At 65.4% G+C, this 25188-nt stretch carries 29 protein-coding genes and 1 tRNA gene; 22 read left to right on the forward strand and 8 right to left on the reverse strand.

Annotated features, from left to right (window positions below; translation table 11 throughout):
• Positions 1-10: 10 nt before the first annotated feature.
• Positions 11-409 carry a MaoC family dehydratase gene (locus ACFQO4_RS02055; protein ID WP_500259346.1) on the reverse strand — a complete coding sequence of 133 codons (399 nt, stop codon included), beginning with the start codon at positions 407-409 and terminating at the stop codon, positions 11-13.
• 87 nt (positions 410-496) lie between these two features.
• Here ACFQO4_RS02055 and ACFQO4_RS02060 point away from each other — a divergent pair, with 87 nt between their 5' ends.
• From ACFQO4_RS02060 to yqeC, 12 genes are all read left to right on the forward strand, one after another.
• Positions 497-1372 carry an alpha/beta fold hydrolase gene (locus ACFQO4_RS02060; RefSeq protein WP_500259347.1) on the forward strand — a complete coding sequence of 292 codons (876 nt, stop codon included), beginning with the start codon at positions 497-499 and terminating at the stop codon, positions 1370-1372.
• On the forward strand, positions 1369-3072 hold the full coding sequence (locus ACFQO4_RS02065; RefSeq protein WP_500259348.1) for an AMP-binding protein: 1704 nt from the start codon (positions 1369-1371) through the stop codon (positions 3070-3072). The genes ACFQO4_RS02060 and ACFQO4_RS02065 overlap by 4 nt, the downstream gene beginning before the upstream one ends.
• 76 nt (positions 3073-3148) lie before the next feature.
• Complete coding sequence (locus ACFQO4_RS02070; RefSeq protein WP_500259349.1) at positions 3149-3871, forward strand: helix-turn-helix domain-containing protein; 723 nt, start codon at positions 3149-3151, stop codon at positions 3869-3871.
• A 72-nt stretch (positions 3872-3943) separates the two neighbouring features.
• A complete protein-coding gene (locus ACFQO4_RS02075; RefSeq protein ID WP_500259350.1) occupies positions 3944-5113 on the forward strand; it encodes a thiolase domain-containing protein in 1170 nt (389 codons plus the stop codon).
• Positions 5110-5487 carry a Zn-ribbon domain-containing OB-fold protein gene (locus tag ACFQO4_RS02080; protein ID WP_500259351.1) on the forward strand — a complete coding sequence of 126 codons (378 nt, stop codon included), beginning with the start codon at positions 5110-5112 and terminating at the stop codon, positions 5485-5487. Before ACFQO4_RS02075 ends, ACFQO4_RS02080 begins: the two co-directional genes overlap by 4 nt.
• A 338-nt stretch (positions 5488-5825) precedes the next feature.
• Entirely contained in the window at positions 5826-7277 is a 1452-nt protein-coding gene (locus tag ACFQO4_RS02085; RefSeq protein WP_312907128.1) for an ABC transporter substrate-binding protein, read from the forward strand.
• 5 nt (positions 7278-7282) lie between these two features.
• Positions 7283-8209 carry an ABC transporter ATP-binding protein gene (locus ACFQO4_RS02090; protein WP_500259352.1) on the forward strand — a complete coding sequence of 309 codons (927 nt, stop codon included), beginning with the start codon at positions 7283-7285 and terminating at the stop codon, positions 8207-8209.
• On the forward strand, positions 8206-8904 hold the full coding sequence (locus tag ACFQO4_RS02095) for an ABC transporter ATP-binding protein (protein ID WP_500259353.1): 699 nt from the start codon (positions 8206-8208) through the stop codon (positions 8902-8904). Before ACFQO4_RS02090 ends, ACFQO4_RS02095 begins: the two co-directional genes overlap by 4 nt.
• Positions 8901-10097, forward strand: coding sequence for a branched-chain amino acid ABC transporter permease (locus ACFQO4_RS02100; RefSeq protein WP_500259354.1), 1197 nt, complete (start codon positions 8901-8903; stop codon positions 10095-10097). Before ACFQO4_RS02095 ends, ACFQO4_RS02100 begins: the two co-directional genes overlap by 4 nt.
• A 130-nt stretch (positions 10098-10227) precedes the next feature.
• Positions 10228-11457 (forward strand): branched-chain amino acid ABC transporter permease, encoded by a 1230-nt coding sequence (locus ACFQO4_RS02105; protein WP_500260440.1) that lies wholly within the window; start codon positions 10228-10230, stop codon positions 11455-11457.
• A 106-nt stretch (positions 11458-11563) separates the two neighbouring features.
• The gene (locus tag ACFQO4_RS02110) at positions 11564-12586 is read left to right on the forward strand and encodes a 3-oxoacyl-ACP synthase (RefSeq protein ID WP_500259355.1); all 1023 of its coding nucleotides are present in this window, start codon (positions 11564-11566) and stop codon (positions 12584-12586) included.
• A 66-nt stretch (positions 12587-12652) separates the two neighbouring features.
• Positions 12653-13435, forward strand: coding sequence for a selenium cofactor biosynthesis protein YqeC (gene yqeC / locus ACFQO4_RS02115; protein ID WP_500259356.1), 783 nt, complete (start codon positions 12653-12655; stop codon positions 13433-13435).
• A gap of 71 nt (positions 13436-13506) precedes the next feature.
• Here the strand turns inward: yqeC and ACFQO4_RS02120 are convergent, their stop codons facing one another.
• On the reverse strand, positions 13507-13890 hold the full coding sequence (locus ACFQO4_RS02120; RefSeq protein ID WP_500259357.1) for a CBS domain-containing protein: 384 nt from the start codon (positions 13888-13890) through the stop codon (positions 13507-13509).
• Between the two features lie 75 nt (positions 13891-13965).
• Positions 13966-14532: an 8-oxoguanine DNA glycosylase OGG fold protein gene (locus ACFQO4_RS02125; protein ID WP_500259358.1), complete on the reverse strand. Its 567-nt coding sequence runs from the start codon at positions 14530-14532 to the stop codon at positions 13966-13968.
• 147 nt (positions 14533-14679) lie between these two features.
• Here ACFQO4_RS02125 and fdhF point away from each other — a divergent pair, with 147 nt between their 5' ends.
• Positions 14680-16758 (forward strand): formate dehydrogenase subunit alpha, encoded by a 2079-nt coding sequence (fdhF, locus tag ACFQO4_RS02130; protein ID WP_500259359.1) that lies wholly within the window; start codon positions 14680-14682, stop codon positions 16756-16758.
• A gap of 87 nt (positions 16759-16845) precedes the next feature.
• Here the strand turns inward: fdhF and udk are convergent, their stop codons facing one another.
• Positions 16846-17505 carry a uridine kinase gene (gene udk / locus ACFQO4_RS02135; protein ID WP_500259360.1) on the reverse strand — a complete coding sequence of 220 codons (660 nt, stop codon included), beginning with the start codon at positions 17503-17505 and terminating at the stop codon, positions 16846-16848.
• 122 nt (positions 17506-17627) lie between these two features.
• Here udk and ACFQO4_RS02140 point away from each other — a divergent pair, with 122 nt between their 5' ends.
• Positions 17628-18392, forward strand: coding sequence for an aldo/keto reductase (locus ACFQO4_RS02140; RefSeq protein ID WP_500259361.1), 765 nt, complete (start codon positions 17628-17630; stop codon positions 18390-18392).
• 60 nt (positions 18393-18452) lie between these two features.
• Here ACFQO4_RS02140 and ACFQO4_RS02145 read toward each other — a convergent pair whose 3' ends face one another.
• Together ACFQO4_RS02145 and ACFQO4_RS02150 are read right to left on the reverse strand one after the other, a co-directional pair.
• Positions 18453-18878 carry a JAB/MPN domain protein-containing protein gene (locus ACFQO4_RS02145; RefSeq protein ID WP_500259362.1) on the reverse strand — a complete coding sequence of 142 codons (426 nt, stop codon included), beginning with the start codon at positions 18876-18878 and terminating at the stop codon, positions 18453-18455.
• A gap of 84 nt (positions 18879-18962) precedes the next feature.
• Positions 18963-19646, reverse strand: coding sequence for a hypothetical protein (locus ACFQO4_RS02150; RefSeq protein WP_500259363.1), 684 nt, complete (start codon positions 19644-19646; stop codon positions 18963-18965).
• A 119-nt stretch (positions 19647-19765) separates the two neighbouring features.
• On the opposite strand from ACFQO4_RS02150, the gene ACFQO4_RS02155 reads away from it, so the two are divergent.
• Positions 19766-20485, forward strand: coding sequence for a VOC family protein (locus ACFQO4_RS02155; RefSeq protein ID WP_500259364.1), 720 nt, complete (start codon positions 19766-19768; stop codon positions 20483-20485).
• 13 nt (positions 20486-20498) lie between these two features.
• On the opposite strand, the gene ACFQO4_RS02160 is transcribed toward ACFQO4_RS02155, so the two are convergent.
• Positions 20499-20789, reverse strand: coding sequence for a DUF5779 family protein (locus ACFQO4_RS02160; RefSeq protein ID WP_500259365.1), 291 nt, complete (start codon positions 20787-20789; stop codon positions 20499-20501).
• A 160-nt stretch (positions 20790-20949) separates the two neighbouring features.
• Between ACFQO4_RS02160 and ACFQO4_RS02165 the strand changes: the two genes are divergently transcribed.
• From ACFQO4_RS02165 to ACFQO4_RS02175, 3 genes are all read left to right on the forward strand, one after another.
• Positions 20950-21020 (forward strand) — tRNA-Pro (locus ACFQO4_RS02165).
• Between the two features lie 78 nt (positions 21021-21098).
• Positions 21099-21329, forward strand: a complete 231-nt coding sequence (locus ACFQO4_RS02170; protein WP_500259366.1) for a DUF7563 family protein — start codon at positions 21099-21101, stop codon at positions 21327-21329.
• Positions 21322-21921, forward strand: coding sequence for a J domain-containing protein (locus ACFQO4_RS02175; protein ID WP_500259367.1), 600 nt, complete (start codon positions 21322-21324; stop codon positions 21919-21921). The genes ACFQO4_RS02170 and ACFQO4_RS02175 overlap by 8 nt, the downstream gene beginning before the upstream one ends.
• 74 nt (positions 21922-21995) lie before the next feature.
• Here the strand turns inward: ACFQO4_RS02175 and ACFQO4_RS02180 are convergent, their stop codons facing one another.
• Positions 21996-22187 (reverse strand): hypothetical protein, encoded by a 192-nt coding sequence (locus ACFQO4_RS02180; protein ID WP_500259368.1) that lies wholly within the window; start codon positions 22185-22187, stop codon positions 21996-21998.
• Between the two features lie 107 nt (positions 22188-22294).
• Between ACFQO4_RS02180 and ACFQO4_RS02185 the strand changes: the two genes are divergently transcribed.
• The 4 genes from ACFQO4_RS02185 (at position 22295) to ACFQO4_RS02200 (ending at position 25027) form a co-directional block, all read left to right on the forward strand.
• Complete coding sequence (locus ACFQO4_RS02185) at positions 22295-22660, forward strand: hypothetical protein (RefSeq protein ID WP_500259369.1); 366 nt, start codon at positions 22295-22297, stop codon at positions 22658-22660.
• Complete coding sequence (locus ACFQO4_RS02190; RefSeq protein WP_500259370.1) at positions 22650-22850, forward strand: RNA polymerase subunit sigma-24; 201 nt, start codon at positions 22650-22652, stop codon at positions 22848-22850. Before ACFQO4_RS02185 ends, ACFQO4_RS02190 begins: the two co-directional genes overlap by 11 nt.
• Positions 22851-23160: 310 nt before the next feature.
• Complete coding sequence (locus ACFQO4_RS02195; protein ID WP_500259371.1) at positions 23161-23286, forward strand: hypothetical protein; 126 nt, start codon at positions 23161-23163, stop codon at positions 23284-23286.
• A gap of 112 nt (positions 23287-23398) precedes the next feature.
• Positions 23399-25027: a DUF7845 domain-containing protein gene (locus ACFQO4_RS02200; protein WP_500259372.1), complete on the forward strand. Its 1629-nt coding sequence runs from the start codon at positions 23399-23401 to the stop codon at positions 25025-25027.
• The last annotated feature ends 161 nt before the right edge of the window (positions 25028-25188 follow it).

A 25188-nucleotide genomic window follows, 5' to 3' on the forward strand; every position in this document is an offset into this window, starting at 1 on the left:
TGAACGCCAGTCAGTCCTCGTGAGCGAGCGAGAGCACCGTGGCTTCGCCCGAGACGACCACGTCGTCCTTGACGCGTGCAACCGTTTCGACGCGGTACCGGTCGTCGCCCAGGTCCTCGAGCACCTCGGCCGTCGCAGTGACGGTCTGGTCGGGAAAGACGGGCGCCTCGAACGAGAGGTCCTGGGAGAGGTAGACGACGTCGCCAGGGAGGGAGGCGAGGGCACTCGAAATGAGACCCGCCACGAGCATGCCGTGGGCGATGGGGCCGTCGAAGAGGCCCTCTGCGGCGTACTCGGGCTCGAGGTGGAGCGGGTTCTCGTCGCCGGTGAGGTCGGCGAAGCGCTCGATGTGGTCGGTCGTGATTCGCTGGCTGACCTCGCTCCGGTCGCCGGGGCTGGCAGTCGACATACGTCTTCTTTCGTCGCGACCCGCGTGTAGTCGCGGGTTGATACTCGAACGTCGGAGTACTTGAGCGCGGACGGAAACTAGACTAGTATGACTCGAGCGACCAACGGCGACGTGGAACTCGCCTACGAGGTCGGCGGACGCCCCGGTGGGGAGCCCGTCGTCTTCGTCGAGGGACTCGGCTACGGCCGGTGGATGTGGCGCTGGCAGCGCGACGCGCTGGCCGACGAGTGTCGAACGATCCTGTGGGACAACCGCGGCACAGGCGACTCCGACGCCCCGGAGGGACCCTATACGATCGAGGAGATGGCGGGCGACCTCGAGGCCGTGCTCGCCGACGCGGGCGTCGACCGCGCCCACTTGATCGGAGCGAGCATGGGCGGGATGATCGCCCAGCGCTACGCCCTCGAGTACGACCGCGCGGCAACCCTCTCTTTGCTCTGTACCACCCCCGGCGGCCCGGAGGCGGTGCCGGTGCCCGAGGAGACGCAGGCGGCGATATTCGCGGTTCCGGAGGACGGCGACGAGCGCGAGCGGATTCGTCATCGAATGGCCCCCGCAGTTTCGGACACGTTCTTCGAGGAGAACCCCGACGTGACCGAGGACATCGTCGACTGGCGCCTCGAGAGCGACGCGAGCGACGCGGCCAGGAAGGCTCAGGCGGCGGGCGTGGCCGAGTTCGACGTGGCGGACGAGGTGTCGGCGCTCGATGTGCCAGTAGTGATCCTTCACGGGAGCGACGACCGGGTCGTCCCCGTCGAGAACGGCCGTCTGCTCGAGAACCTGATCCCGCACGCCCGACTCGAGGTCTGTGACGGCGGTCATCACCTCTTCTTCGTCGAGCGGTCCGACTGGGTGAACGACCGGGTGGTCGACTTCCTCGAGGCGAACCCCATCGGGGCAGATCTCGAGGCCGGGGGCGAATCCACGGCAGAAGCCGCACTCGAGGCCGGTGATCGCGAGTGAACTGGAGCGACGACGACTACGGCTGGGTCGGCGACTGGACCGCCAGGCGGGCGTCGCTCTCGCCCGACCGGACGGCGATCGTCGACGCCACCGACGACGCGCGAGCCACGTACGCGGACCTCGAGTCGCGGGCGAATCGCACGGCTCGACTACTCGAGGATTACGACGTGTGCGAGGGATCCCGGGTCGCCCTCGTCTCGCGAAACCGCCTCGAGGTCTTCGACCTGTTCTTCGGGACCGGCAAGACTGGCGGCGTGCTCGCACCGCTGTCGTACCGACTTGCACCGCCAGAACTGGCCGAACTGCTGGAACTCGTCGACCCGAACCTGCTCGTCATCGAATCGCCGTTCGTCGAGCGCCTCGAGCACGCGATGGCTCGCTCGAGCGTCGATCCATCGGTCCTCGAGATCGAGACCGACGAACCCGCAGGCGGGTGGGACGTCTATCGAGACCGGCTTCCGGCGGACGACGGCCCCGTCGAGAGCCGCGAACGAGCCCTCTCGGATCCGCACCTGCTGCTCCACACCGGCGGCTCGACGGGAACGCCGAAGGAGACGACGGTCACCCACGGCTCGCTGTACTGGAACTCGACGAACACGATCACCGCGTGGGGACTCCGGCCCGACGACGTGACGCCGATGGTGTTCCCCAACTTCCACACTGGCGGCTGGAACGTCATCACCCTGCCGTTGATCCACATGGGCGGTACCCTGGTCATCGACCGCGAGGTCGATCCCCGGCGCGTCCTCGAGCAGGTCGAAACCCACGAGGCGACGATTCTCGTGGCCGTCCCCGCGGTGTTGCGGTCCATGGCGACCCACGACGACTGGGAGCGGACTGACCTCTCGAGTCTCCGGTTCGTCAAGAGCGGCGGCGGCCCCTGCCGGGATTCGATCGTCAGGGCCTGGCGAGACCGCGGCGTCGACATGTCTCAGGGGTACGGCCTCACCGAGATCGGTCCGAACAACTTCGCGATGCCCGACGAGTACGACCCCGGAAAGGTCGCGAGCGTAGGGAAACCGGTTCTCCACGCCGACGCCCGGATCGTCGACGAAAACGGACGCGAGGTCGAGACCGGAGAGATCGGCGAACTCGAGTTGCGCGGCCCCCACGGCTCTGCGGGCTACTGGCGCAATTCCGAGGCCTCGAGGGAAACGTTCGGGGACGAGGACGACACGAGTAAGTGGGTGTCGACCGGCGACCTCGCCCGCGTGGACGACGACGGCTTCTATCACATCGAGGGGCGCAAGAAGAACATGTTCGTCAGCGGCGGCGAGAACGTCTACCCGCCCGAGGTCGAGGACGTGATCACGGACCACGACGCGGTGGCTGAAGCGATCGTCGTCGGCGTCCCCGACGACCAGTGGGGAACGGTCGGGAAGGCCGTCGTCGAACTGACACACGAGGCCCGGTCCAATGCGGCGACCCCCGAGGACGCCCTGGCACTGGAGGACCTCGAGGTGTTCCTCTCGGGGAAACTCGCGCGGTTCAAGATTCCCAAGTACCTCGCGTTCGTCGACGAGATGCCGATGAGCGGCCCGTCGAAGATCGATCGGACGGCGCTCGAGGATCGGTTCGGGGGTGAGGAGGGCGACGGGGGCCGAAGTAAAGGCGACGCGGACGACGAAAGCGAGAGGAGTCCAAACGATGGCGACGGGAAGCGAAACGGGACCGACGACGGAGCGGAGGTCGAACCGTGATTCGCGCTTTGTTCACCCGCTCTCCGTCCCGAAATCGACGGGTAAGGTTATGCTGCTCAACTAACAATACGTGTCAATGATCGACCTTACCCTGGACATGGAGCAGTACGACTGCCCGTTCATCGACACGACCGACGATCACGACGTGTCGTTCACCGCCGTTCAGTGGGAGTTCGACGGCCAGCGACGCGAGCTCGAGACGCGGATGATGGTCGAGGGTGAGGACCGGTCGACGCTCGAGTCCGGCCTCTCGACGCTGCAGGCTCACGATAACATGTACGAGTGCACTCTCTTCAAGAAACACGAGGGGACGGCGCTCCTGCGAACCGTCATCGACGAGACGAACGCGATGCGGGTCATCCGGGACAACGGCGGCTACATCACCGGCCCGTTCCACATCGAGGACGGTAGCGAGCGCTGGGAGGTCGGCTTCGACGAGAACCGGACGGCCGACGACGCCCTCGCCGACCTCGAGCGCAACAACGAGTTCGACGTCCTCGCCGAAGACGCCCTCGACCTGCCCGACCTCTTCGACGTGCTCGACAACGCCGACGCAGCGAGTAACCTGATCGAGGGCTGTCGGTCGCTCTCGGACGTCGAACGCCAGACGCTCACGGTCGCGGCGGAGAAGGGCTACTTCGACCAGCCCCGGGGAGCGACCCTGCAGATGCTCGCCAACGAGTTCGACGTCTCCGACACGGCCGTCTCGAAGAACGTCCGCCGCGCGGAGCGAAAGGTCCTCCGACGGGTCGTCGACGCCCTCGAGGACCTCGATAACAGTGTTTCAGACCTCGAGTAACGGCACTCGCGGATCCAGCGATTAGACGGGAATTTCACATCGTTTTTGAGCACGGACCACTTTCGTTCGAGTATGCACCAGGCACGTATCGTCGGCGTTGGCATGACCAACTTCGGCGTTCACGACCAGCCGTTACCGGAACTCTTCTCGAGCGCGGCGTTCGACGCGATGGACGACGCGGGCGTCGATGCCCCCGCCATCGAGTCGTTCTACCTCGGCAACGCCATGGGCGGGCAGACCGAGCAGGATACCCACCTCGCGCCGACGCTGGCGAGTCACATCGGCCTGGCGGGCATCCCCTGCCAGCGCTACGAGGACGCCTGTGCGACCTCCTCGAACGCGTTCAAGCACGCCGTTCGCGCGGTCGAGGCCGGCCAGCACGACGTCGTCCTCGTCGGCGGGGTCGAACGCTGTACGCCGACGACGGGCCTCGATACGCCCGAGATGACCTCCGTCTTCGCTTCGGCTTCTCACCGCCAGTACGAACAGCCGACCGGGCTCTCCTTCCCCGGCGTCTTCGGCCTGCTGACGACCCGTCACATGCACGAGTACGGCACCACCGAGGAGGACCTCGCCGCCGTCGCGGTCAAGAACCACCGCCACGGAACCTACAACCCGCGCGCGCAATTCGGCTCCGAGACGACGGTCGAGGAGGTCCTCGAGAGCCCGATCGTCGCCTCGCCGTTCCACCTGTTCGACTGCTGTCCGTTCTCCGACGGCGCGGCGGCCGTCGTCGTCGCCAGCGAGGAGGCCGCGGCCGACCTTTCGGGCGAGTCCATCGCCGTCTCCGGCGTCGGTCACGCCACGGACACGATTCCGCTCGCGGACAAGGCCGACTTCACGGCGACGCAGTCGGCTCGAGACGCCGCGAGCCAGGCCTACGAACAGGCCGGCGTCGGCCCCGACGACATCGACGTGGTCGAACTTCACGACTGCTTTACCGGCGCTGAGGTGCTGGCCATCGAAGCGCTTGGCTTCTTCGAGGACGGCGAGGGCGGCCCGGCCGCCGCGAACGGGGAAACCGCGCTCGGCGGTCACATCCCAGTCAACCCGAGCGGCGGCCTCAAAGCGAAGGGCCACCCCATCGGCGCCACCGGGGTCGCACAACTGGTCGAACTCACCGAACATCTCCGCGGAGAGGCCGGCGAGCGCCAGGTCGAGGGCGCCCGTCGCGGGCTCGCACACAACCTGGGTGGCGACGCCGGAACCACCATCGTCTCCATTCTGGAGGTGGACGCATGAGCGACACACTCCCCGACCCCTTGATCCACGCCGAGTGGACCGCGGCGCTCCGCGACCGTCGGCTCCTGGGCCAGCGCTGTGGCGCCTGTGGCAACGAGACGGCGGCACCGAAGGCCGCCTGCAACGAGTGTGGCTCCCGCCAGATCGAGACGGTCGAACTGCCAACGGAGGGGACCGTGTACACCGTTACGAGCATCGCCGTCGCCCCGGCGGCTTTCGAGGGCGGCTATCGCGTCGCGGTGATCGATCTCGGCACGGAAGGGAACGCTCGCGTGACCGCCCGTCTCGAGGCCGACTGTGACGCCGAAATCGGCGACACCGTCGCGTTCTCGGACGTACTCGAGGTCGACGAGCCTGTGCCGGTTTTCGGCTGAACTGACTCCGAGGGCCTGCCTCGAGTTCCGAACGCGCTCGAGTCGCCAGGGATTGGGACCGAGGCCTGGAGACCGAATTGGCGAGACGCGCCGCCGCTCGAGGCGGCCAACCGTTCGGCACTTTCGACTTTGCGGACCACTCCGAGGCCGTCAACCTCGAAACGCTGTATGACGTGGCGATGCTGGCCACGGGTAAACAGTCGATACCACTAAATCTTTTATATTGTTTTAGTACACATTCTATAGCGAATACACACGTTCGAGACGGCCCTCGACGCCTCGAGGTTCGTATACCAACCGTCCCTGCTTAGGAGGGGGAATCCATCTAGTGAGCTAGTATGGCACGAGGTACCAACCGGCGGGACGTGCTCCGGCGAACGGGTGCGCTCGCCGCGCTCGGATCGGCCGGACTGGCAGGGTGTATCGCGGACGAGAACGGAAACGGCAACGGCGGGAACGGTGGCAACGGCGGTAATGGTGGAAACGGCGGGAACGGTGGCAACGGTAACGGAAACGGCGACGGCGACGGCAGCCAGCAGGTCTCCGACGAGACGATCCGCATCGGCGCCCTCCAGCCCGTCTCCGGCGACCTCGAGTACTACGGCCAGATCAGCCTCATGGGCTTTTACTCGGGCATCGCCTACAAGTACGACGTCGACCCCGTCACCGAGATGACGACGGGAACTCACACCCTCGACCCCGACGACGGGCCAACCTTCGAGTTCATCGTCGAGGACACCGGGTTCGTGCCGGACACGGCCCAGGAGGCCGCCGAAAGCCTCGTGCTGGACGAGGAGGTCGACCTCCTCTTTGGCGCCTCGAGTTCCGACTCTGCGCGTCGCATCTCGGCGAACATCCTCGACGAGGCCGGGATTCCGTACATCGCGGGACCGTCCGCTGACGCCGACATCACCGCCTCGAGCGAGCACTGTCACGAGTTGCTCTTCCGAGCGAGCGAACACACGGGGATGGACGCCCGCGCGGGCGGTCGATACGTCGCCCAGCAGGGGGACGTCTCGACGGTCGCCATCTTCGCCGCGGAGGGTGCCTTCGGCGAAGGCGTCGCGAACAACTACACCGAAGTGCTCGAGAACGAGGGCGTCGAGGTACTCGAACCGCGGTTCGTCGAACCGGGCTACAGCGAGTTCGAGGGGCTGTTCGACGAGGCCCTCGACCAGGGCGCTGACGGCGTCGTCGGCGGGTTCACTTTCATCACGCTGCCGGAGTTTCTCCCAACGGCGATGGCGTACGACGAGATCCAGGCCTTCGGCGGGTTCGCGGAACTCGTGACGACCCAGATCACGGGTCAAACCGTCGAGGCGACCCTCGGCGAGGACTTCACGGCCGAGGACATCCAGGAGTCCGGACTCGGCCCCTTCACGACCCGCTACCACTGGAACCAGTACGACAACGAGATCAACGACGCCTTCATCGATATGCACACCGAGGCCTACGGCCTGATGCCCGACCTCTTCAGCGCGGGGACGTTCGTCGGTGGCTCGGCGCTCGTCCAGGCCATCGACGAGACCGGCTCGGTCGACGGCGGCGACATCGCCGACGCGATGCGCGGCATGACGGTGACTGACACGCCGAAGGGCGAGGGCGCGTACACCTTCCAGGAGCACAACAACCAGGCGGCCTCGGCGATGACCGTCGCCTGGCCCGTCCCCACGACCGACGACGTCGCCGAGTACTGGGACGCCGCCGTGATGCCGGGCGAACCGGTCGAGACCATCCCGGCCGACGAGGTCATGATCCCGGCCGACGAGGCTAGCTGTTCGCTGAACTGATCGTCATGGTGCTCCGGACGACCAATTTGACGAAGGAGTTCGGCGGCATCACCGCCGTCGACGGCGTCGACTTCAGCCTCGAGGCCGGCGAACTCTGCTCGGTGATCGGGCCGAACGGGGCCGGAAAGACGACGTTTTTCAACCTGTTGACGGGCGTCCTCGAGCCGACGCAGGGGACGGTCGAGTTCGCGCCGAGCGGTAGCGACGGCGCTCGTCGCGCCGCCGACGCTGAATCGACTGCAACCGACACCGGGTCGACCGCAACAACCAGTGACGAGTCCAGACAGTGGGTCGACATCACCGACGCCCCGCCCCACGAGACGGCGCTACTCGGCCTGCACCGGTCCTACCAAATCACGAACGTCTTTCCGACCGTCTCGGTCCTCGAGAACGTCCGCGTGGCCGTCCAGGCCCACCGCGGCAACGACTCCTGGCAGTTCTGGCGCAACGTCGGCGCGTTCGACGACCACTACGCCGAGGCCGAGGCCGTCCTCGAGCGGGTTGGCCTCGCTGCGGAAGCCGACCGGACCGCCCAGAACCTGAGCCACGGCGAGAAGCGCAACCTCGAGATCGCCATTGCACTGGCCGGCGATCCGGACGTCCTGTTGCTCGACGAACCGACCGCGGGCGTCTCGAGCGAGGACGTCGACCAGGTGACGGCGATCATCGAGGACGTCGCCGTCGATCACGCGGTCATGCTTATCGAACACAACATGGACGTCGTCATGGGGATCAGCGACCGTATCGCGGTGCTCAATCGCGGCGAATTGATCGCCGACGGCGAACCCGAGACGGTTCGCGAGAGTGAGGCCGTTCAGCGCGCGTATCTGGGTGGTTACGAGGGCGACGATGACGGCAGCGAGGGGGGCAGTGACGGCGGAGCGTCCCAAACTGACGACGGCAGCGATTCGCCTGCGGGGGTGGTGTCGTGAGCCTGCTCGAACTCGAGGGCGTCCACACGTACTACGGCGAGAGCCACATCCTCCAGGGCGTAGACCTCCACGTCGAGGAAGGAGAAGTCGTGGCCCTAATCGGGCGCAACGGCGTCGGCAAGACGACGACCCTGCGGACGATCCTCCAGTTGACGCCGCCGCAAGAGGGAACGGTTCGCTACGCGGGCGAGGACGTCACCGACCTCCCGACGCACGAGGTCGCCTCTCGCGGCATCGGCTGGGTGCCCGAGGAGCGACGGATGTTCGGCTACCTCAGCGTAGAGGAGAACCTGCGGGTCGCGGTCGGCCCGGAGGGCGATTTCGAAGCACTCCGCGCGGAGATGTTCGACCTGTTCCCGGACCTCGAGCGCTTCCGCGAGAAGGAAGCCCGGAACCTGAGCGGCGGCCAACAGCAGATGCTGGCTATCGCCAGGGGCATCGTCGGTGGGAACGACCTCCTCCTGGTCGACGAGCCGAGCGAGGGACTGGCCCCGCTGATCGTCGAGCAGGTCGTCGAGGCCCTGCGCGACGTCTCCGCGGACACTACGATGGTGCTGGTCGAGCAGAACTTCCCGCTGGCGATGGACCTCGCCGACCGGTTCTACCTGCTCGATCACGGTACGGTCGTCGAGTCGGGGTCGACCGAGGGCGTCACCGCCGACGACGAACAGATACGGAGGTATCTCTCGGCATGATCGATTCGTTCGGCACGATCAGTTCGTTCTCGTCTCTCCCTCTCGCGAACGCACTGTTCGTCTCGCTCCTGGCGATGCTCGAGGCCGGAACCGGCCCCGTCATTGTCGGACTGTTCGAGGCCACAGCTGGAATCGGCGTCGTCGGACTGCTCGAGTCCTCGTTCGGGTTCGAGTGGGTCGGAGCGTTCGCCGCTGTCGCATCTGTCGCCCCGCTCGAGGGGCTCGACACCGTCGCCCGCATCCTCATCGAGGGCCTCGGTAAGGCGTCCATCTACTTCATCATCGCCATCGGCCTCACCCTCGTCTTCGGGCTGATGGGCGTGCTCAACTTCGCTCACGGCGCGTTCGCGATGGTCGGCTCCTACGTCGGCGGCGTTCTGATGGTCCTGCTCGTCGCTTCGAGCGCGGGCGCGGCGACCCGAATCCTCTTCTTCGTCGTCGTCGTGGCTATCGTCTTCGCGCTGTTGACAGCCGTCGGCGCCGCCCTCGAGGTTGGCCTCGTTCGCCCGATCTACGACCGTACGCCGATGTACCAGATCCTGCTGACCTTCGGCGTCGGGCTCATCCTCGAAGAGGTCGCCAGAATCGTCGCCACCGCTCGGGGCATCCAGCCCGAGCCGAAGTGGTCCGGAGCGCAGGCGACGATTCCGTCGGCCCTCGACGCGCCGTCGGAGATTCTGCTGACGCTCTTTGGCGCCCGTATCCGCGGATTCTACCTGTTCGCCATCGTCGCCGGCGCGATCCTGGCCGTCGTCGTATGGGCGTTCCTGACCAGGACGCTGTACGGTCTCTACATCCGGGCCGGCAGCGAGGACTCGGAGATGGTCGAGGCCCTCGGGATCGACGTCCGTCGGGCGTTCACCATCGTCTTCGGCCTCGGGACCGGCCTGGCAGCCGTCGGCGGCGTCTTCCTCATGTGGGACCCGACCGCCGGCCCGAGCGTGCTGCTCAACCTCGAGGTCCTGCTGTACGCGTTCGTGGTCGTCGTCATCGGCGGACTTGGCTCGTTCAAGGGGACGGTCGTCGCCGCTCTTGTCGTCGGGCTGGCGGACTCACTGACGACGTGGCTGTTCACCTCCGGGACCGTGCCCTTCCCGGGCCTCTCCGAAGTCACGCTGTTCACGTTACTCGTGATCGCTCTCGTAATCCGCCCCCAGGGACTGTACGGCGTCGAGGAGGTGGGCGGCCATTAGCTCCTCGTCCGACCTCGAGACCGAGGCCACCGAAGAACGCGACGAGGGGTTAAACCGAGAGCGCGATACGCCGCCTCGAGGTGACAGTCGCGCCGGTAGCGACTGGCCCCGCCAGTACCTCCGCGATCACCTGGTCCACGTCGCGGTTATCGCGTTCTTCGCGGTGTACCCCATCGTCTACGGTCCGCTAACCGCGTTTCCGGCGCTGGACGTCGGCGTCGGTATCGTCGACCCAGGCGCGTTCTTCGACGCGTTCCTCCCGGCGACGACGTTCCTGATCGCGATGCTCTTCCTCGGGCTGTTCGCGATGAGCTTCGACTTCGTCAGCGGTTACACGGGCTACCTCTCGTTCGGTCACGCCGCGTTCTACGGCATCGGAGCGTACTTCATCGTCCTCGTGGCCAACGGGAAAGTGCCGGGGCTCCCCGACAGCACGCCGTTCATGGTGACGATGCTGCTGGGGGCGCTGCTCGCCGTCGTTTTCGCGCTGGCGATCGGCGCGGTCTCGTTCCGGCTGTCGGGGGTGTACTTCGCCATGCTCACCCTCGGGTTCGCCCAGGTGCTCTACCAGCTCGTGCGCAACTGGGACTACGTCGGCTCGAACCCCCAGCAGGGACCGAACCTCGCCGGACCGACTCCCGAGGTGGGCGTCCCCTACGTCGACTCCCTCTCGGTCGCACTCGGCCGGCTCGCCGGCGATAGCTTCGAGAACGTCCTCGGAACCGGCATCGATGTCTCGGCGACGATGACTTCCTACTACGCCATCGGGATCATCGTCGTCCTTTCGTACTTCGCGATGCAGCGGATCATCCACTCCCCGTTCGGTCGCGTGATGATCGCCATCCGGGAGAACGAGGAACGCGCCCGCGCCGTCGGCTACAACGTCTTCTGGTACAAGATGGCTGCCTTCGCCATGAGCGCCTTCTTCGCCGCCATCGCCGGCGCGCTGTTCGCGGCCTACCGGAGCAGCGCCTCCCCCGACACGACGTTCTACTTCCTCGTCACGGCCGACGCACTCATCGTGACGATCATCGGTGGCATCGGGACGCTCGCCGGGCCGCTCTTCGGCGCGTTCACCTTCGAGTGGCTCGAGGACGTACTCTCCTCCCAACAGGGCGGACTCGCACCGTACCTCCGGGGTGGGCTCCCCGAGAGCGTCCTGAACGCGGACGTCGCCGGCGTGACGTTCCTCGACGTGATCAACACGGTGATCGACGGACGCGCGCCGCTGTACCTGGGAATCGTCTTCGTGCTGTTCGTGCTGTTCGTCCCCAACGGCCTGCTCGGGTCGATCCGCGACCGACTCGGCGGGACCGTCGCAAGCCGACTGCCGGCCCACCTCGAACGCTACCGACGATGACTTCACGTTTCACCACTCTACGACCACGACCACAGTATCGCGACTGCCCGATCGGCCACCGGCACCGAACTCGAGTCGACCCTTCCCCCACGCGAGGTGACCTGCGATGACGACCGTCGGCCTGACCGGCTACGGGCGCTACCTCCCCGACGAGGTCGTCACCGGCGAGGAGATCGCTGCCCAGAGCGGGATCCCGGAGTCCGTGGTCGTCGACAAGATGGGCGTCCGCGAGAAGCGCGTCTGTCCACCCGACGACGACCACGTCACCGACATGTGCGTGGCCGCCGCCGAGGACGCCCTCGAGATGGCCGACTGCGATCCCGAGGACGTCGACCTCGTGCTCTACCACGGGAGCGAGTTCAAGGATCACGTCGTCTGGTCGGCCGCGGCCAACGTGGCCGAACGGCTTGGCGCGGAGAACGCCTTCGCCACCGAGAGCTACACCCTCTGTGCCGGGGCGCCGATCGCGATCCGACAGGTGCGAGCTCAGCTGCAGGTCGACCACCTCGAGACCGCCCTGCTCGTCGCCGGCAGTCGCGAGGAGGACCTGGTCGACTACGAGAACGAGCAGTCCTCGTTCATGTTCAACTTCGGCTCCGGGGCCAGCGCGATGGTCCTGGACGCCAATCCCGGCTCCCGGGCACGGGCGCTGGTCCACGAGAGCGCGGCCCTCACAGACGGTTCGTTCTCGAAGGACGTTATAATGCCCGCTGGCGGCTCGATCGACCCCGCCAGCGAGGAGAGCGCCGCCGCGGGGCGACACACCCTCGACGTGCCCGACCCCGACGGGATGAAAGAACGGCTCGCGCCCGTCTCGCTCCCGAACTACCTCGAGGTAGCGGACACCGCCCTCGAGCGCTCCGGGTTCGCTCGCGACGATCTGGAATTCGTCGCCGTCACCCACATGAAGCGGTCGTTTCACGATCTGCTGTTCGAGGAACTGGGGCTCGATCCGGCGACCGACGGCGTCTATCTCGACGCCTACGGCCACGTCCAGAGCGTCGACCAGATCCTCGCCCTCGAGGACGGCCGACAGGACGCATTACTCGAGGAAGGCGACCTGGTCTGCTTCCTCGCCGCCGGCACGGGCTACACCTGGGCGGCGACGGCGTTGACCTGGATCGGGTGACCGGGACACGGCTCGGGTGATCGGCATTCGCCTAGGTTTTTGCCCGCTTCTACCCATCCTCGAGTCATGACCGACTCGCTCGTCCAGGCGCTCGAGGCCGATACAGGCGTGACGGCCGTCGTCGGCGCCGGCGGAAAGAAGTCGACGCTCTACGCGCTCGCCGACCGCCTCGAGCGCGCCGTGGTGACGGCGACGGTTCGGATTCCGATCTTCGACGAGCACGTGGCTGACGTGGTGCTCACGCCCGATCCGGTAGCGGTACTCAAGGCAAGACTCGAGAACGACGACGGTTTCGAGAGCGACCCGCCCGCCTGGCCCCTCGGACTGGTCCCCGAGCGAGACAGGAGCGACCGCTATCGAGGATATGAACCGGATCAGATCGACGGGATCGCCGACGTTGACGGCGTCGACCACGTGCTCGTCAAGGCCGACGGCGCCCGGACGCGGCTGTTCAAGGCGCCGAACGAACGCGAACCCCAGATCCCGTCCGTCGCAGACACCGTTCTCGCCATCGCTAGCTGTCACGCTGTCGGGCGCCCCCTCAACGTCGAGACCGTTCACCGGCCCGAGCGCGTGGCCGAACTCACCGGGCGGGCTGTCGACGAGCCGATCACGCCGACGGACGTCGCGACCGTCCTCACCCATCCCGACGGCGGGCTGAAACGAGTTCCCGAGAACGCGTCCTTCGTTCCGGTCGTGAACATGGTCGACGACGACGGCGACCTCGAGACCGCTCGAGCCATCGGAGAGGCGATTCTCGAGGACGGCGGGGCGAGCGAGGGTCGGATCTCTACGGTCGTTCTCACGAGCATGATCCGCGAGGAGCCGCTGGTGACCGTCCTCGAGTGAGTTCCGGTTTTCAGCCCCGGTTACAACGGGGGCCCTGGACTCGATGTCAGCGTGGGGAGTCTCGAGCCCGTTCAACGCGGAGACTCGGAGAGGTGAGCGGTCACGTCGGTCGAGGAGACCATACCGACGTAGTCGCCGTCGACGACCGGGAGGTGCTTGATCCCGTACGTCGTCATCATCGCGGCGACTTCCTCCATGTAGAGATCCGGGGTAGCCGTCTCGACGTCGGACGTCATCACGTCGGTCACCTGCAATTCCGAAACGTTCCGCCCCTGTGCAACTGCCTCGAGCACGTCCGTGCTGCTGATGATCGCTCGCGGCGTGGTCAGAACGACGAGGGCGCTGATATCCTCGTCGCGCATCCGTTGGGCGGCGTCCATCACTGTCGCGTCCTTCGAAATCGTTTCCAGCGGACTGGACATGACGTCTCCGACTGTCGTTCTATCGTTCGGCATACCCGTACGACGGGCACGAAACGTATGGTGTTTTCCCTCGAGGCCTCGAGGACCAGCTCGAAAGCAGTGCACTCGTTACGCCAGTCCGTCACTTCCGAGTCGCCACAGCGCCCGGTACAGCGACACCAGCCCGAGATCGTGTTCGTGAGCGAGCGCTCGGCAGGACTCGAGGTAACATTGGTAGTCCTCGGCGTCGATCGGATCGGGAGGCGGAACCTCGAGCGAGCCGCGTTCGGCCACTGCGTTCCACAACTGCTGGTCGACGACGAGGTAGCGTCCGGGATCGACGTAGTGCAGAAATGCCGAGGCGATGGGCACGTTGACGCCCTCGAGCGCGGTCAACGCCTCGAGCGCCGCCCCTGCGTCGTCTACTCTCGCGGCATCGACAGCCGTCTCGACCGCCGCCTCGAGGTCGTCCCATCCGTTCTCTCGAAACGCCGACTCCGCCGGGTGTGGCTCGCTCGAGAGCGTTCGTCGGGTGTACCAGCGAACGACCCACTCGACGTCTTTCCAGAGGAACGAGCCGTCCGCGAACGCCTCGGGCAGCGTCGCGAGACGCTCGTCCTCGACGGTCGCGAACGGCTCGTAGGACTTGTAGGCGACGGCCGCCCGCTCGAGTTCCCCAGTTGCAGGTCCGTCCATCGAGTCGACCGACGACCCGAACCGACAAAAACCGTTTCCGGACCGATCGAACGATTGTGGCGATTCGTCCCGTCGATCCATCCCGCCCGGTGACTGTCCGCTCGAGACTCCCAAAGACTGATACGTGCAATGGTAGCAATCGACAATATGGGTTCCGAGAACGAGGGTATCGAGACGATCTGTCCGTACTGCGGCGTCGGCTGTGGACTCACCTTACAGGAAGGTGAGGAACCCGGTGAGGTGTCCCTGAAGCCGTGGTTCGACGCGCCCGTGAACGAGGGCGCGCTGTGCATCAAGGGCGGGGCCTCGCCGCAGGTGGTCAACCACGAGGATCGGTTGAAGACGCCGTTGATCCGCGAAGACGGTGAGTTCCGCGAAGCGACCTGGGACGAGGCGCTGGACTTGACCGTCTCGGAACTCGAGCGAATCCACGAGGAACACGACCCCGACGCAGTGGGCTTCTTCGGCTCCTCGAAGGTGATGAACGAGGAGAACTACCTGCTTCAGAAGCTCGCCCGCCGCTACGGGACGAACAACGTCGACAACTGCACTCGGATGTGTCACGCCTCGACCGTCTACACGCTCCGCCAGAGTCTGGGCGCCGGCGCGATGACCAACAGCATGGCCGACCTCGAGAGCCACGGCGACGTCTACTGGGTTCAGGGGGCGAACCCGGCCGAGCAACACGTCATCGCCCACAGCAACTACTTCCGGCGGGCCGTCCGCGAGGGGGCGACGCTGATCCAGGTCGACCCCCACGCGAACAAGACGAGCCGGGACGCCGACGTCCACCTCCAACTCGAACCCGGAACCGACATCCCGCTGCTGAACGTCGTCCTGCACACGATTCTCGAGGAGGGGCTGTACGACGAGGACTTCGTGAGAAAACGAACGAGAGGGTTCGATCATCTCGAGGCGACCCTCACTGACTTCGACGCGGCGGCGGCCGCCGACACCTGCGGCGTTCCGCTCGGGGACATCCAGGAGGCCGCCAGGATCTTCGCCGAGGCCGATAGCGCCGCTATCTTCACCGGCATGGGCATGAGCCAGCACGCCTGCGGCGTCGACAACGTGCAAAACGAGGTCAACCTCGCTTTGGTGACCGGCAACGTCGGGCGGCCCGGCACGGGCGTCAACCCGCTTCGCGGCCAGAACAACGTCCAGGGCACCTGCGACGTGGGCGCGATGCCGAACGTCCTGCCCGGGTACCAGAACGTCGACGACGACGAAGCCCGGGAAGCGGTCGAATCGGTCTGGGGCTTCGAGATTCCGCCCGAACCGGGGCTGACGAACGTCGAAGTCTCGAACGCCATCGGCGACTCGATCCACGGACTCTACGTCATGGGCGAGAACCCGGTGATGAGCGAACCCGACGCCCTCGAGGTCGAAAAACGCATAGCCGACCTCGAGTTCCTCGTCGTCCAGGACATCTTCATGACCGGCACGGCGGAATTCGCGGACGTAATTTTGCCCGCCACGTCGTGGGCCGAACGCGGCGGCACGGTCACCAATACCGACCGACGCGTTCAGCGGATGCGCAAAGTGACCGACGTCCCCGGAAACACCCGCCACGACCTCGACATCCTCTGTGATGTCGGCACCCGCCTCTTCGGTTCGGGATTCGACTTCGACGGCCCCGAGGCCGTCTTCGAGGAACTCCGGGAGGTGTGTCCGATCTACCACGGCATGACCTACGACCGCATCGGCCGCGAGGGCATCCAGTGGCCCTGTTACGAACCGGGCAACGAGGGCGATCAGTACCTCTACGCCGAATCGTTCGATACCGAGGACGGCCTCGGCGTCGTCCGCGGCGTTCGCCACCAGGCGCCAGACGAGGTTCCGGACGACGAGTTCCCGCTGGTCCTCACGACCGCACGCCTCGAGGAACATTACAACACGGGGACGATGAGTACCCGCTCCCCGACGCTTCGCCGGAAGACCCCCGAGAACTTCGTCGACGTCCACCCCGCCGACGCCGCGAAACGGGGAATCGAGGACGGGGAGTACGTCGTGCTCCGGTCCCGCCGCGGCGAGATCGTCCTCGAGGCGAACGTCACCGAGGACATCAAGGAGGGCGTCGTGTGGACCACCCCGCACTTTTCGGACGCCCGAGCGAACACGCTGACGAACGACGTGCTGGACCCGCTGGCAAAGATTCCGGAGTACAAGGCAGCCGCGGCGGAGGTCGAGCCGGTCGGCGAGGGCGGAGCGCCGGCCGACGACTGATCGCAGTCGGCGAGAATGGAGTGCTGACCGACGACTGATCGGGCTCGAGTCGTCGCGGCTGAAACGAGAACGGAGAAAACCGCAGCCTCAGTCGTGATCCAGCGTCTCGAGTGGTTCTCGCGGCTCGAACTCCTCGGAGAGCTCCGACTCGATCTTCTCGGTGAGCAGGTCGATCGCCATCCGGTTGACCCCCTCGGGGATGATGACGTCCGCGTGCTTCTTCGTTGGCGCGACGAATCGCTCGTGCATAGGCTTGACCGTCTCGAGGTACTGGTCGATGACGCCCTCGAGGTCCCGACCGCGGTCGATCACGTCCCGCTGGATTCGCCGGAGGATGCGGACGTCGGCGTCGGTCATGACGTAGACGCAGAGATCGAGCATCTCGAGGATCACGTCGTCGTACAGCGCGAGGATCCCCTCGACGACGATGACGTCCGTGGGCTCGACGGTGACCGTCTCGTCCATTCGGTTGTGGCGCTCGAAATCGTACTGGGGCATCTCGACCGGTTGCCCCATCGAGAGCGTATCGAGGTGCTCGCGCAGGAGTTCCCACTCGAAGGCCGAGGGGTGGTCGTAGTTGACCTCGGTCCGTTCCTCGTACTCGAGGTGTGAGAGGTCCTCGTAGTAGTTGTCGACGGGGATTCGAGTGACGGCTTCGCCGACCGCCTCGGCGACGTCGCGGGCGACGGACGTCTTCCCGGCGCCCGTTCCCCCGGCGATCCCGATGACGAAGGAGGGGATACTCATTACTCGAGGATCGAAACGCACGGTTAAGAAGACGGTGGTCTCGGGCGGCCCGAGACGGCGCGAAGCGCGAGGCTCGGATAGCCGACCGGGACACCGAAATACCGCCGGCCGATAGTCATCACATGGACCTGCCACCGATCGGTCTCGGCACGATGGACATCGAGGACCCGGACGTGATCGCGACCGCCCTCGAGGTCGGCTACCGTCACCTCGACACCGCACAGATCTACGGCAACGAGGCCGTCGTCGGTGAGGGAATCGCCCGGAGCGACGTCCCACGAGACGAGCTCACCGTCGCCACCAAGGTCTGGGCCGACAGCCTCGCCCCCGACGACGTGATCGACAGCACCGACGCAAGCCGTGAGCGCCTCGGGGTGGAGACGATCGATCTGCTGTACGTCCACCGACCGATCGAGACCTACGACCCTGAGGCGACGCTCCGCGCGTTCGACAGCCTCCGCGAGCGCGGCTGGATCGAACACGTCGGCCTGAGCAACTTCACACGCGAGGAGCTCGAGACCGCCCGATCGATCCTCGTGGCCCCGATCGCTGCCCACCAGGTCGAGTTCCACCCGCTCTTTCGGTCTCCAGGCCTGCTCGAGCACGCTCGACGCTACGAGTACCCCGTCGTCGCCTACTCGCCGCTCGCCGGTGGTCGAGTGCGCGACCTCGAGCCCATCGTGGCGGTCGCCGAGAAGCACGAAACGACGCCCGAGGCGGTGGCACTCGCGTGGGTCCTCACTCACGACGGCGTCCACGCGATTCCGAAAGCCAGCAGCCGCGAGCACCTCGAGGCCAATCTCGACGCAGCCGGACTCAATCTCGAGTCCGGCGACGTCGACGTGATCGACACGATCGAGCGGCGTGAGGAGCTATTTCCCGAGTGACGGTTCGACAATTAGTCCACGGCGAGTTCGCCGACGAGTCCCCGAAAACGTCGAGCCAGACTACTCGAGCGATTCCACCGGCGGCTCCGCGTCGACGATCTCGAGCGGTAGTCGCTCGCCAGCCCGGTCGAAGGCGGCGAACGACTCGGGCGTCGGCTCCCACGGCGGAACGGCGACGAAGACGACCTCCGCGAGGTCGTCCCGTCGCGTGACCAGTAGTTCGCCGGTCGGATGGGAGACGAATCGGCCCTGGGTCTCCCTGGCGGGCGTCGACAGGGTGACGCCGAAGACGGCATTAACCGCGTTGCCGGGATCGGGCAGGAAGAAGTCAGTGAACACCGGCGCCTCCGCGGGGAGTACACCGGCATCGGCACCCTCGAGTGTCGACGACTCCGAGACGGAGAGGCCCGTCGTCAGTCGCGACGGCTCGGCGTCGGCTGCCAGCTCTAGCAAGACGTCGACCAGCCCGCGGGTGATGTAGACCACGTTTACGACTCGAGTTCCGCCCGGAAGCTACAAAGACCTGTTCCCGTCGTGGGTTGGCTCGCGGCCTTCGTTTGGGCCTCAGGGTCAAAACGGCAGGAACTGTCGAACCGCCCCGGCGTACACTCTGGGCGTTCGTCGCCGCGACGTATCGAGGGTCTCCGACAGAATCCGAGCAGCGTCGTCGTGGATGCCCTCGCCGTGGCCGACCAGAATTCGGTCGGGTCGGTAGCCGCTGAGCGTCCCACGCGGGGGCGACAGACGGCGCATCGGATGGACGCCCAGCGGTTCGTCGCCCGCCCGGAAGTACGCCACTGTCCCGAGTGATTCGGGGACGATCAGCGTTCTGCGAGCGGGGTCGTACACCCCGACCTCCTGCCAGAAGCGCCCGTCCTTCACCACGAACGACTCGAGGCCCGTGTCCGCGAGTTCGTCGCCAAACCTGACGACCGGTGCGCCGACCTCCTCGCTCACGCCGTCGAACCACTCGGGTAGGTAGACCGCGGCGTCGTGGCGTTTGGCGATCGCTCCCGCGTCGCGCTTGTGTCGGTCGAGCATGACGACGACGCCGACCACCTCGCCGAGCGACGTGAGCAATTCGTCGACCCCATCTGCGTCGACGGGATCGAACACCCAGACCTCGCCGTCGATTTCGAGGGCGTGGCTGGCCCGTTCCATCGCCTCCTCCGGATGGGCGATCCAGCCGACGCCGCCGTCGAATCGGTCGATCTCCTGGAGGGCAGTCTCACTCTCGTCGACACGAAAGCTCATGAGTAGCCCTTCGAACGCGACGACTATAAACGTCATACAGGCTCGCCAACACGTCGTCGAACCGCTCCGACGTTTGTGACAGCGATGGGACTTTGAAGCCGTCGGACGTACTCGGACGTATGCTGACCAGGCTGGCCTGGCTGGGGCTGGAGGTCGAGTTTCTCGAGCCTGCACGTCGATTCTACGAGGAGACGCTCGAGTTGTCGGTCGCGGATCGACCCCTCGCTCAGCGCATAGACGAGATGCCAGACGACAGTGGGCGAGCGGTCGCGCTCGACGCCGGCGGGACGGACCTGGTCCTCCGGCGGCCGACGGGACTCCCGCGTGGCGGGCTCCACACCCACTACGCCTGTTCGATCCCAGCTACCGAGTACGACGACTGGTGGGACGCACTCGAGGACGAACACGACCTCCAGGAACACACCTTCGGGGACGCTCGCTCGCTCTACCTCTACGACCCCGACGGCAACTGCGTGGAACTGGGCCAGGGAGACGTTCCAGGGCCGGGCATCGACGGCGTGTTCGAGGTCGTCCTCGAGGTCGCATCGCTCGAGGACGCCGAGGACCGCTACGGACGTCTGGGGTTCGAGACCGTCGACCGCGGCTCGGATCGCCGTCGCGTTCGGATGAACGGCCCCGTCGCGCTCGAACTCTGGGAACCGCAACTAGGGTTGGCCGACGCCAGGGGCGGCGTCCACGTCGACCTGGGATTCGAGACGGACGACCTGGACGCCGTCGAAGCCGCGCTCGAGGAGTGGGTTTGCTCGCTCGAGCGATCCGACTCCCGGCTCGTTGCGCGCGACCCCGACGGCCATCACCTGACCGTGTTCGAGGACTGAAAAACGAAACCCGTTAGAGGCGACTCGTATCCACGTCGACGCCCGGGGGCGCGACGATCAAGAAGCCCCGAAAGTGGACTAACGAGCCGCCCGCTTCCTTGATGTCTCGAGCGAAGCCCGCCGCCAGTTCGTTGACGTCGCCGTTGACGTTCAGTACCAGGACGTTGCCCGCGTTGACGGCCTCGAGCCACTCTTCGGGTTCTTTCGAGCCGTCGAGGACGTCCAGCAGGATGCTCCCCTCGAGCTCGAGTTCGTCGTCGATGTGTTCCTCGACGGTTCGCAGGTCGAGGTCGAAATCGCTCATGTGCGGAGGTTGAACCGGGACGAGAAAAACGTTCCCCCGCCGGTAGCACTCCTGGCTGGGGGTCCAGGTAGGGCGATGGGTTCGCAGGGGCGAGCGAAAGAGTCACACCCTGCCCCCGAAGCGATACCCTTAAACAACACACGCGCATCGTTCGAGATGCGGGACCGTGGGGTAGTGGTATCCTCTGCGGATGGGGTCCGTAGGACCCGAGTTCGACTCTCGGCGGTCCCACTCGAAATTTACTGTCTTTCAGTCTGCAACTATCTCGAGTAGTTCAGACTGTCGAAAACGGCTCTTCGAGGTGGCCGCATGTCTGCTGAATTATTCACACACTCAGCGGACAGCAGGTGCAACCACTGCGGCGCCCACGTTAGCGAGCAATTCCGCCGCGTCTACGGTGACTCGTCGGATCGCGCCCACCGCTGCGGCGAGTGCGATTCGTTCCGTCGCCTGAGCCGCGGGAGCGGTGCCGGCGTCGACGTCGCGATTCCCGATCCCGAGATCGCGCCTGGTCGCCACGGAGGTGAGGCCGATGTCTGACCTCGAGTGGCCAGAATCGTTCCCACGGACGCCACCGGAGGAGCGTGAGGCCTATCCGGGGAACTTCCGCGTTCCGACTCGGCGTGCTTTCGAGAACATCCTTGGCGAACTGAACTCGTGGGATGAAGTGACCGACGTCCAACTCGAGAGCGGTGCCGATCACCTCAAACAAAACCCGAACCTCCCTTATGCCAACGCTACGCGGCCAGATGATCCAGGCGTCGTCGCCTACTTCACGAAAGACGGCGACCAGATGGCCGCGGCCTGTGATCGGTGGGATAACCTGCGTGACAACGCGCAGGATCTCTACCACTACCTACACGAAACTCGAATGCAGGAACAGCGCGGTACGGTCACCGCCGAAAGCGAATATCAGAAACTTCGACTCCCGAGTGCTGGTGAGGCCGTCGAAGCCGCGCCGTCACATTACGCCGTCCTCGAGGTCGCTCCGGACGCGACTCACGATGATATTCGCGACGCTTACCGCGAGCGGATCAAAGACGCCCATCCCGACAACGGAGGCTCAGAAGCCGCGTTCAAGCGAGTGCAGAGTGCGTATCAGACGCTGAAAAACGGGGGCGATTCGGCGTGAACGAAACCGATCACTCCTCGAGCGGGATTGATCGACAATCTCTAGTCTGTCCGGAACAGGTGAGAATGTCGAGATCACCCCTCCGGAACGGCGTCATCGACGAACAGGACTACCCGTTCGCCGGGCGTCAAATCGTCGACGAGCAGCCCGAATTCATCACGACCCGCGAAAGAACGGACGCGGGGAGAAGGTGCATCTTCGGCACTTCGTTCGCAGACGAGTTCGATCGTTCCGGTACTGTCGGCGCGGAGGTCGAACGTTCGCATGCGTTTGTATACCGCCCCAAAGGATATGGGTATTACTTCAGTAGAGGTGTCGTTTCCGAACCCCGCCCACTACAGCCGGGGGCTGATCGATCAGAGGGTGATTCGGCGTGAGTACCCGGAAAGGCCTCGAGCGCTTCGGCGTCGTCTCGCCGACGGTCGTCCGCGAACCCGCTCGAGACGCGCAGAAAATCCCGATCTGCGCCGAGTGCGGCCATCCGGTCGCGAACTCGAAGGGGTCGCAGTCCATCGAGCGACCGACGTTCGTCGACGACGACCTGGCGGGCGTCGATCGATTGATCACATTCGGGTGGTCGTGCGAGCGCCACGCCTACGACGTCGTAATGCCGGCCCACGCCCACGGCCCATCGGCGCCGGGCATGATCGACGGCTGGATCGGCCTCGAGGTCGAGTTCGTCGACGGTCACGTTCGCCACGTTCCGACGCCGGAGCGGGAGGTGACCTATGTCGAGTGAGCAAGCCCGCCTGGTCGACTTCGGCCCGGATCTCTCGCCGTTAACGGAGGCCGAACGCGAGGCCTACGTCGCCTGTCGCGAAATCGGGGTCGGCCTTCGCGAGTTCGCTCGACGAACCGACCGGCGTCCGGGTACGATTGGGAACCTGCTCGGTCGAGCAGAGGATCGCCTCGAGGAGGGATTGGCGTGAGCGAAACCGATCACTGCTCGAGCAGCATTGGCCGTAGCCCCTGGTCAAAATGCGGTTACTTAGTAACGAGTTCCAGCTCGGACGATCCACACGAACATCCGGACCGCCTACCGATCGGTCGAATCGTCTCATCGGGGCAGATTTCCGCACCGTATACGAGTCCACACTGGAGACATTGTGCAACCACCCTCTCGGTATCAACTGGTTCAGTCACTACGGCTTATCGGAGGAATTGGTCTACAAATAAGACTCTGACAAACTCATCAAAATGGGCCCTCTTTACGGGATTTGATCGATCGGAGGGCAAGCGATGAAGCCCGATCGCGACGCGCTTCGGTGCGTCGTCCCTCACTGTGGGCGGGAAGCGGCCGCCGCTACGCCGGATGGGCCGATGTGTTCCGAGCACGCAGCTGAACTCGCGGAGGGTCTTCGATGAGCCGACTCGTCGAGAACAGCGAGTGCGAGCGCTGTGAGGAATCCATCACCGGCCTCCGTCGCCTTTGTCCCGAATGTACTCGAGAGGTCCGCCGTGCTCGAGGAGGGCCGCTGTGAGTTCACAGCCGGCTACCACGCCCCACGAGAGCCATGGGCGATGGAAGTGGGACACTTGGGGCCGCGGGCCCTACGACGCGCTCTCGAGCGTCATGCTCGGTCCACCCTTTGAGGGACACCTGAAACTGGACGTCGACGTCGACGGCGAGCCCTGGCACCTCGAGGTGACCTACTCGAAGTCGGGCTTCAAACCTCGTCCTCGAGACAATATCAACGCCTCGAGGCTCTACGAGTGGGATATCAAAGGCCGTGGACCGGGTGAGGCGAAAGCGTCGTTCAATATCTCACCCCGGTTTCCGAATATGCGTCACTGGGAAACCGGTGATCCGGTGGGCCTTCCCTGGGAGAACCAGTTCGGCGAGGTCGACGGCGTCGACGTCGAGTACGAACCCTCGAATGTCGAGCCCGAGCGAGCGCTCGAGTTGCTGCCCAAGTTCTACGCGGCGATCTTCGAGGAGGCCGGCGAACCCGTCTATCCCGAGTACTTCCGGAAGCCACCACACCCGGAGTACAGCCGCGAGTGGGCACATGAACGCTACGTCCGGATGCGCCGCGAATGGGCCGAGAAACTGGCGTCAGCGGGCGTGCTGCAGAAGATCACGCACCACCTGACCGATATGGAGGGCGTCATCGCCGAGCTGAAGATCAACAACAAGGAGGTCGTCAACCACCAGAATCGGCTGGTGCTCGACCCAGCCGCGGTGAGCGAACTGCTCCCCGGCCACAGCTACGGGCGGAAGTTCGAGATCTACCAGCTGAAAGATCCGGACGCGGTGTCGAAGGACCACCCATCCTACCACCCGAAGGTCGAGGTCTTGGTCAACAAGAAGATGAACGACCGCGAGGCATGGGCGTGGGCTGATCGACGCGAGGTCGTCGAGGAGATCGACGAGACGTTGATGAACTTCATCAACTGGGACGACATTCCGCTCGCACCCGACGCGAGCGCCGTGTACATTGCAGACGACCATTTCGAGGCCGTCGCTCGAGACGATCCGGTCGAACTCTATCCCGATCCGACGCCGCGCCTCGAGGCGAAAAGCGAACATCTGCTACTGACGACGCTTCGCGATCTCGGGAAGACGCCGCGAGACGTCGCCGAGAAGGTCTCGACCGACGGCGGCGTGACCGTCGACGACCTGGCCGATGAGCTGGGAAAACACCCGTCGACGATCTACCGGGCGATCGAGGAACTCGGTGAACTACTCGACCTCGAGAACGGCCAGGTTTCTTATCGAGCCCGGAAGTATCGCGAGGAGATCCGCGCCCTGGTAGAGAGTGCCGAGTATGGCATCGAGAGCTACGCCGACCGAATCCAGCACATTATGGGCCTCGCGGATCACGTCGCCGAATGCTCGCCGTTCCAGAAGTGGCTGGCCGAGCACGGCGCCGAACTCGAGTTCGACCAGGAGGGCGAGCCGAAGCGCCTCCGCATCGACACGATCCTGTCGACGCTTAAGGCCTCGAGTTTCGAGAGCGCCCAAGAGGTCGCCCGCGAGGCGATCGAGAAGTGGCGCCACTCGGGTAACGACCCAGCACTCTTCTCGAGGGTACCGATGCTGTGGCGGACACCTGGAGGCGACACGGAAACGCGACCGGTCGGACGACTCGCACCCGACTGGTAGAACGGCCCTCGTGAGTGGCTACACTCTTTTGTGGCTTCTTTTCAGCAATTAAGATTGTACTCAACCCGTGAGTGTGCAATTTCGGTTGTGTTCCGCTCCTCGAGGAGTCGGGCCCCGCCGCGATCGGGCCGGGCCTCAGTGGGGTCGATTCGCGTTTCGTG

This window comes from Saliphagus sp. GCM10025334 (genome assembly GCF_042663485.1).
Classification (GTDB): domain Archaea; phylum Halobacteriota; class Halobacteria; order Halobacteriales; family Natrialbaceae; genus Natronosalvus.

Coding starts and splice junctions, on each gene's coding strand:
- udk (WP_500259360.1), bottom strand. CDS start 17,505: ATGAGTATCCCCTCCTTCGTCATCGGGATCGCCGGGGGAACGGGCGCC.
- ACFQO4_RS02160 (WP_500259365.1), bottom strand. CDS start 20,789: ATGAGCGATTTCGACCTCGACCTGCGAACCGTCGAGGAACACATCGAC.
- ACFQO4_RS02080 (WP_500259351.1), top strand. CDS start 5,110: ATGAGCGACACACTCCCCGACCCCTTGATCCACGCCGAGTGGACCGCG.
- ACFQO4_RS02155 (WP_500259364.1), top strand. CDS start 19,766: ATGCTGACCAGGCTGGCCTGGCTGGGGCTGGAGGTCGAGTTTCTCGAG.
- ACFQO4_RS02100 (WP_500259354.1), top strand. CDS start 8,901: ATGATCGATTCGTTCGGCACGATCAGTTCGTTCTCGTCTCTCCCTCTC.
- ACFQO4_RS02055 (WP_500259346.1), bottom strand. CDS start 409: ATGTCGACTGCCAGCCCCGGCGACCGGAGCGAGGTCAGCCAGCGAATC.
- ACFQO4_RS02090 (WP_500259352.1), top strand. CDS start 7,283: ATGGTGCTCCGGACGACCAATTTGACGAAGGAGTTCGGCGGCATCACC.
- ACFQO4_RS02175 (WP_500259367.1), top strand. CDS start 21,322: ATGTCTGACCTCGAGTGGCCAGAATCGTTCCCACGGACGCCACCGGAG.
- ACFQO4_RS02170 (WP_500259366.1), top strand. CDS start 21,099: ATGTCTGCTGAATTATTCACACACTCAGCGGACAGCAGGTGCAACCAC.
- yqeC (WP_500259356.1), top strand. CDS start 12,653: ATGACCGACTCGCTCGTCCAGGCGCTCGAGGCCGATACAGGCGTGACG.
- ACFQO4_RS02110 (WP_500259355.1), top strand. CDS start 11,564: ATGACGACCGTCGGCCTGACCGGCTACGGGCGCTACCTCCCCGACGAG.
- ACFQO4_RS02180 (WP_500259368.1), bottom strand. CDS start 22,187: ATGCGAACGTTCGACCTCCGCGCCGACAGTACCGGAACGATCGAACTC.
- ACFQO4_RS02140 (WP_500259361.1), top strand. CDS start 17,628: ATGGACCTGCCACCGATCGGTCTCGGCACGATGGACATCGAGGACCCG.
- ACFQO4_RS02125 (WP_500259358.1), bottom strand. CDS start 14,532: ATGGACGGACCTGCAACTGGGGAACTCGAGCGGGCGGCCGTCGCCTAC.
- ACFQO4_RS02070 (WP_500259349.1), top strand. CDS start 3,149: ATGATCGACCTTACCCTGGACATGGAGCAGTACGACTGCCCGTTCATC.
- ACFQO4_RS02150 (WP_500259363.1), bottom strand. CDS start 19,646: ATGAGCTTTCGTGTCGACGAGAGTGAGACTGCCCTCCAGGAGATCGAC.
- ACFQO4_RS02190 (WP_500259370.1), top strand. CDS start 22,650: ATGTCGAGTGAGCAAGCCCGCCTGGTCGACTTCGGCCCGGATCTCTCG.
- fdhF (WP_500259359.1), top strand. CDS start 14,680: ATGGGTTCCGAGAACGAGGGTATCGAGACGATCTGTCCGTACTGCGGC.
- ACFQO4_RS02085 (WP_312907128.1), top strand. CDS start 5,826: ATGGCACGAGGTACCAACCGGCGGGACGTGCTCCGGCGAACGGGTGCG.
- ACFQO4_RS02060 (WP_500259347.1), top strand. CDS start 497: ATGACTCGAGCGACCAACGGCGACGTGGAACTCGCCTACGAGGTCGGC.
- ACFQO4_RS02075 (WP_500259350.1), top strand. CDS start 3,944: ATGCACCAGGCACGTATCGTCGGCGTTGGCATGACCAACTTCGGCGTT.
- ACFQO4_RS02120 (WP_500259357.1), bottom strand. CDS start 13,890: ATGCCGAACGATAGAACGACAGTCGGAGACGTCATGTCCAGTCCGCTG.
- ACFQO4_RS02195 (WP_500259371.1), top strand. CDS start 23,161: ATGAAGCCCGATCGCGACGCGCTTCGGTGCGTCGTCCCTCACTGTGGG.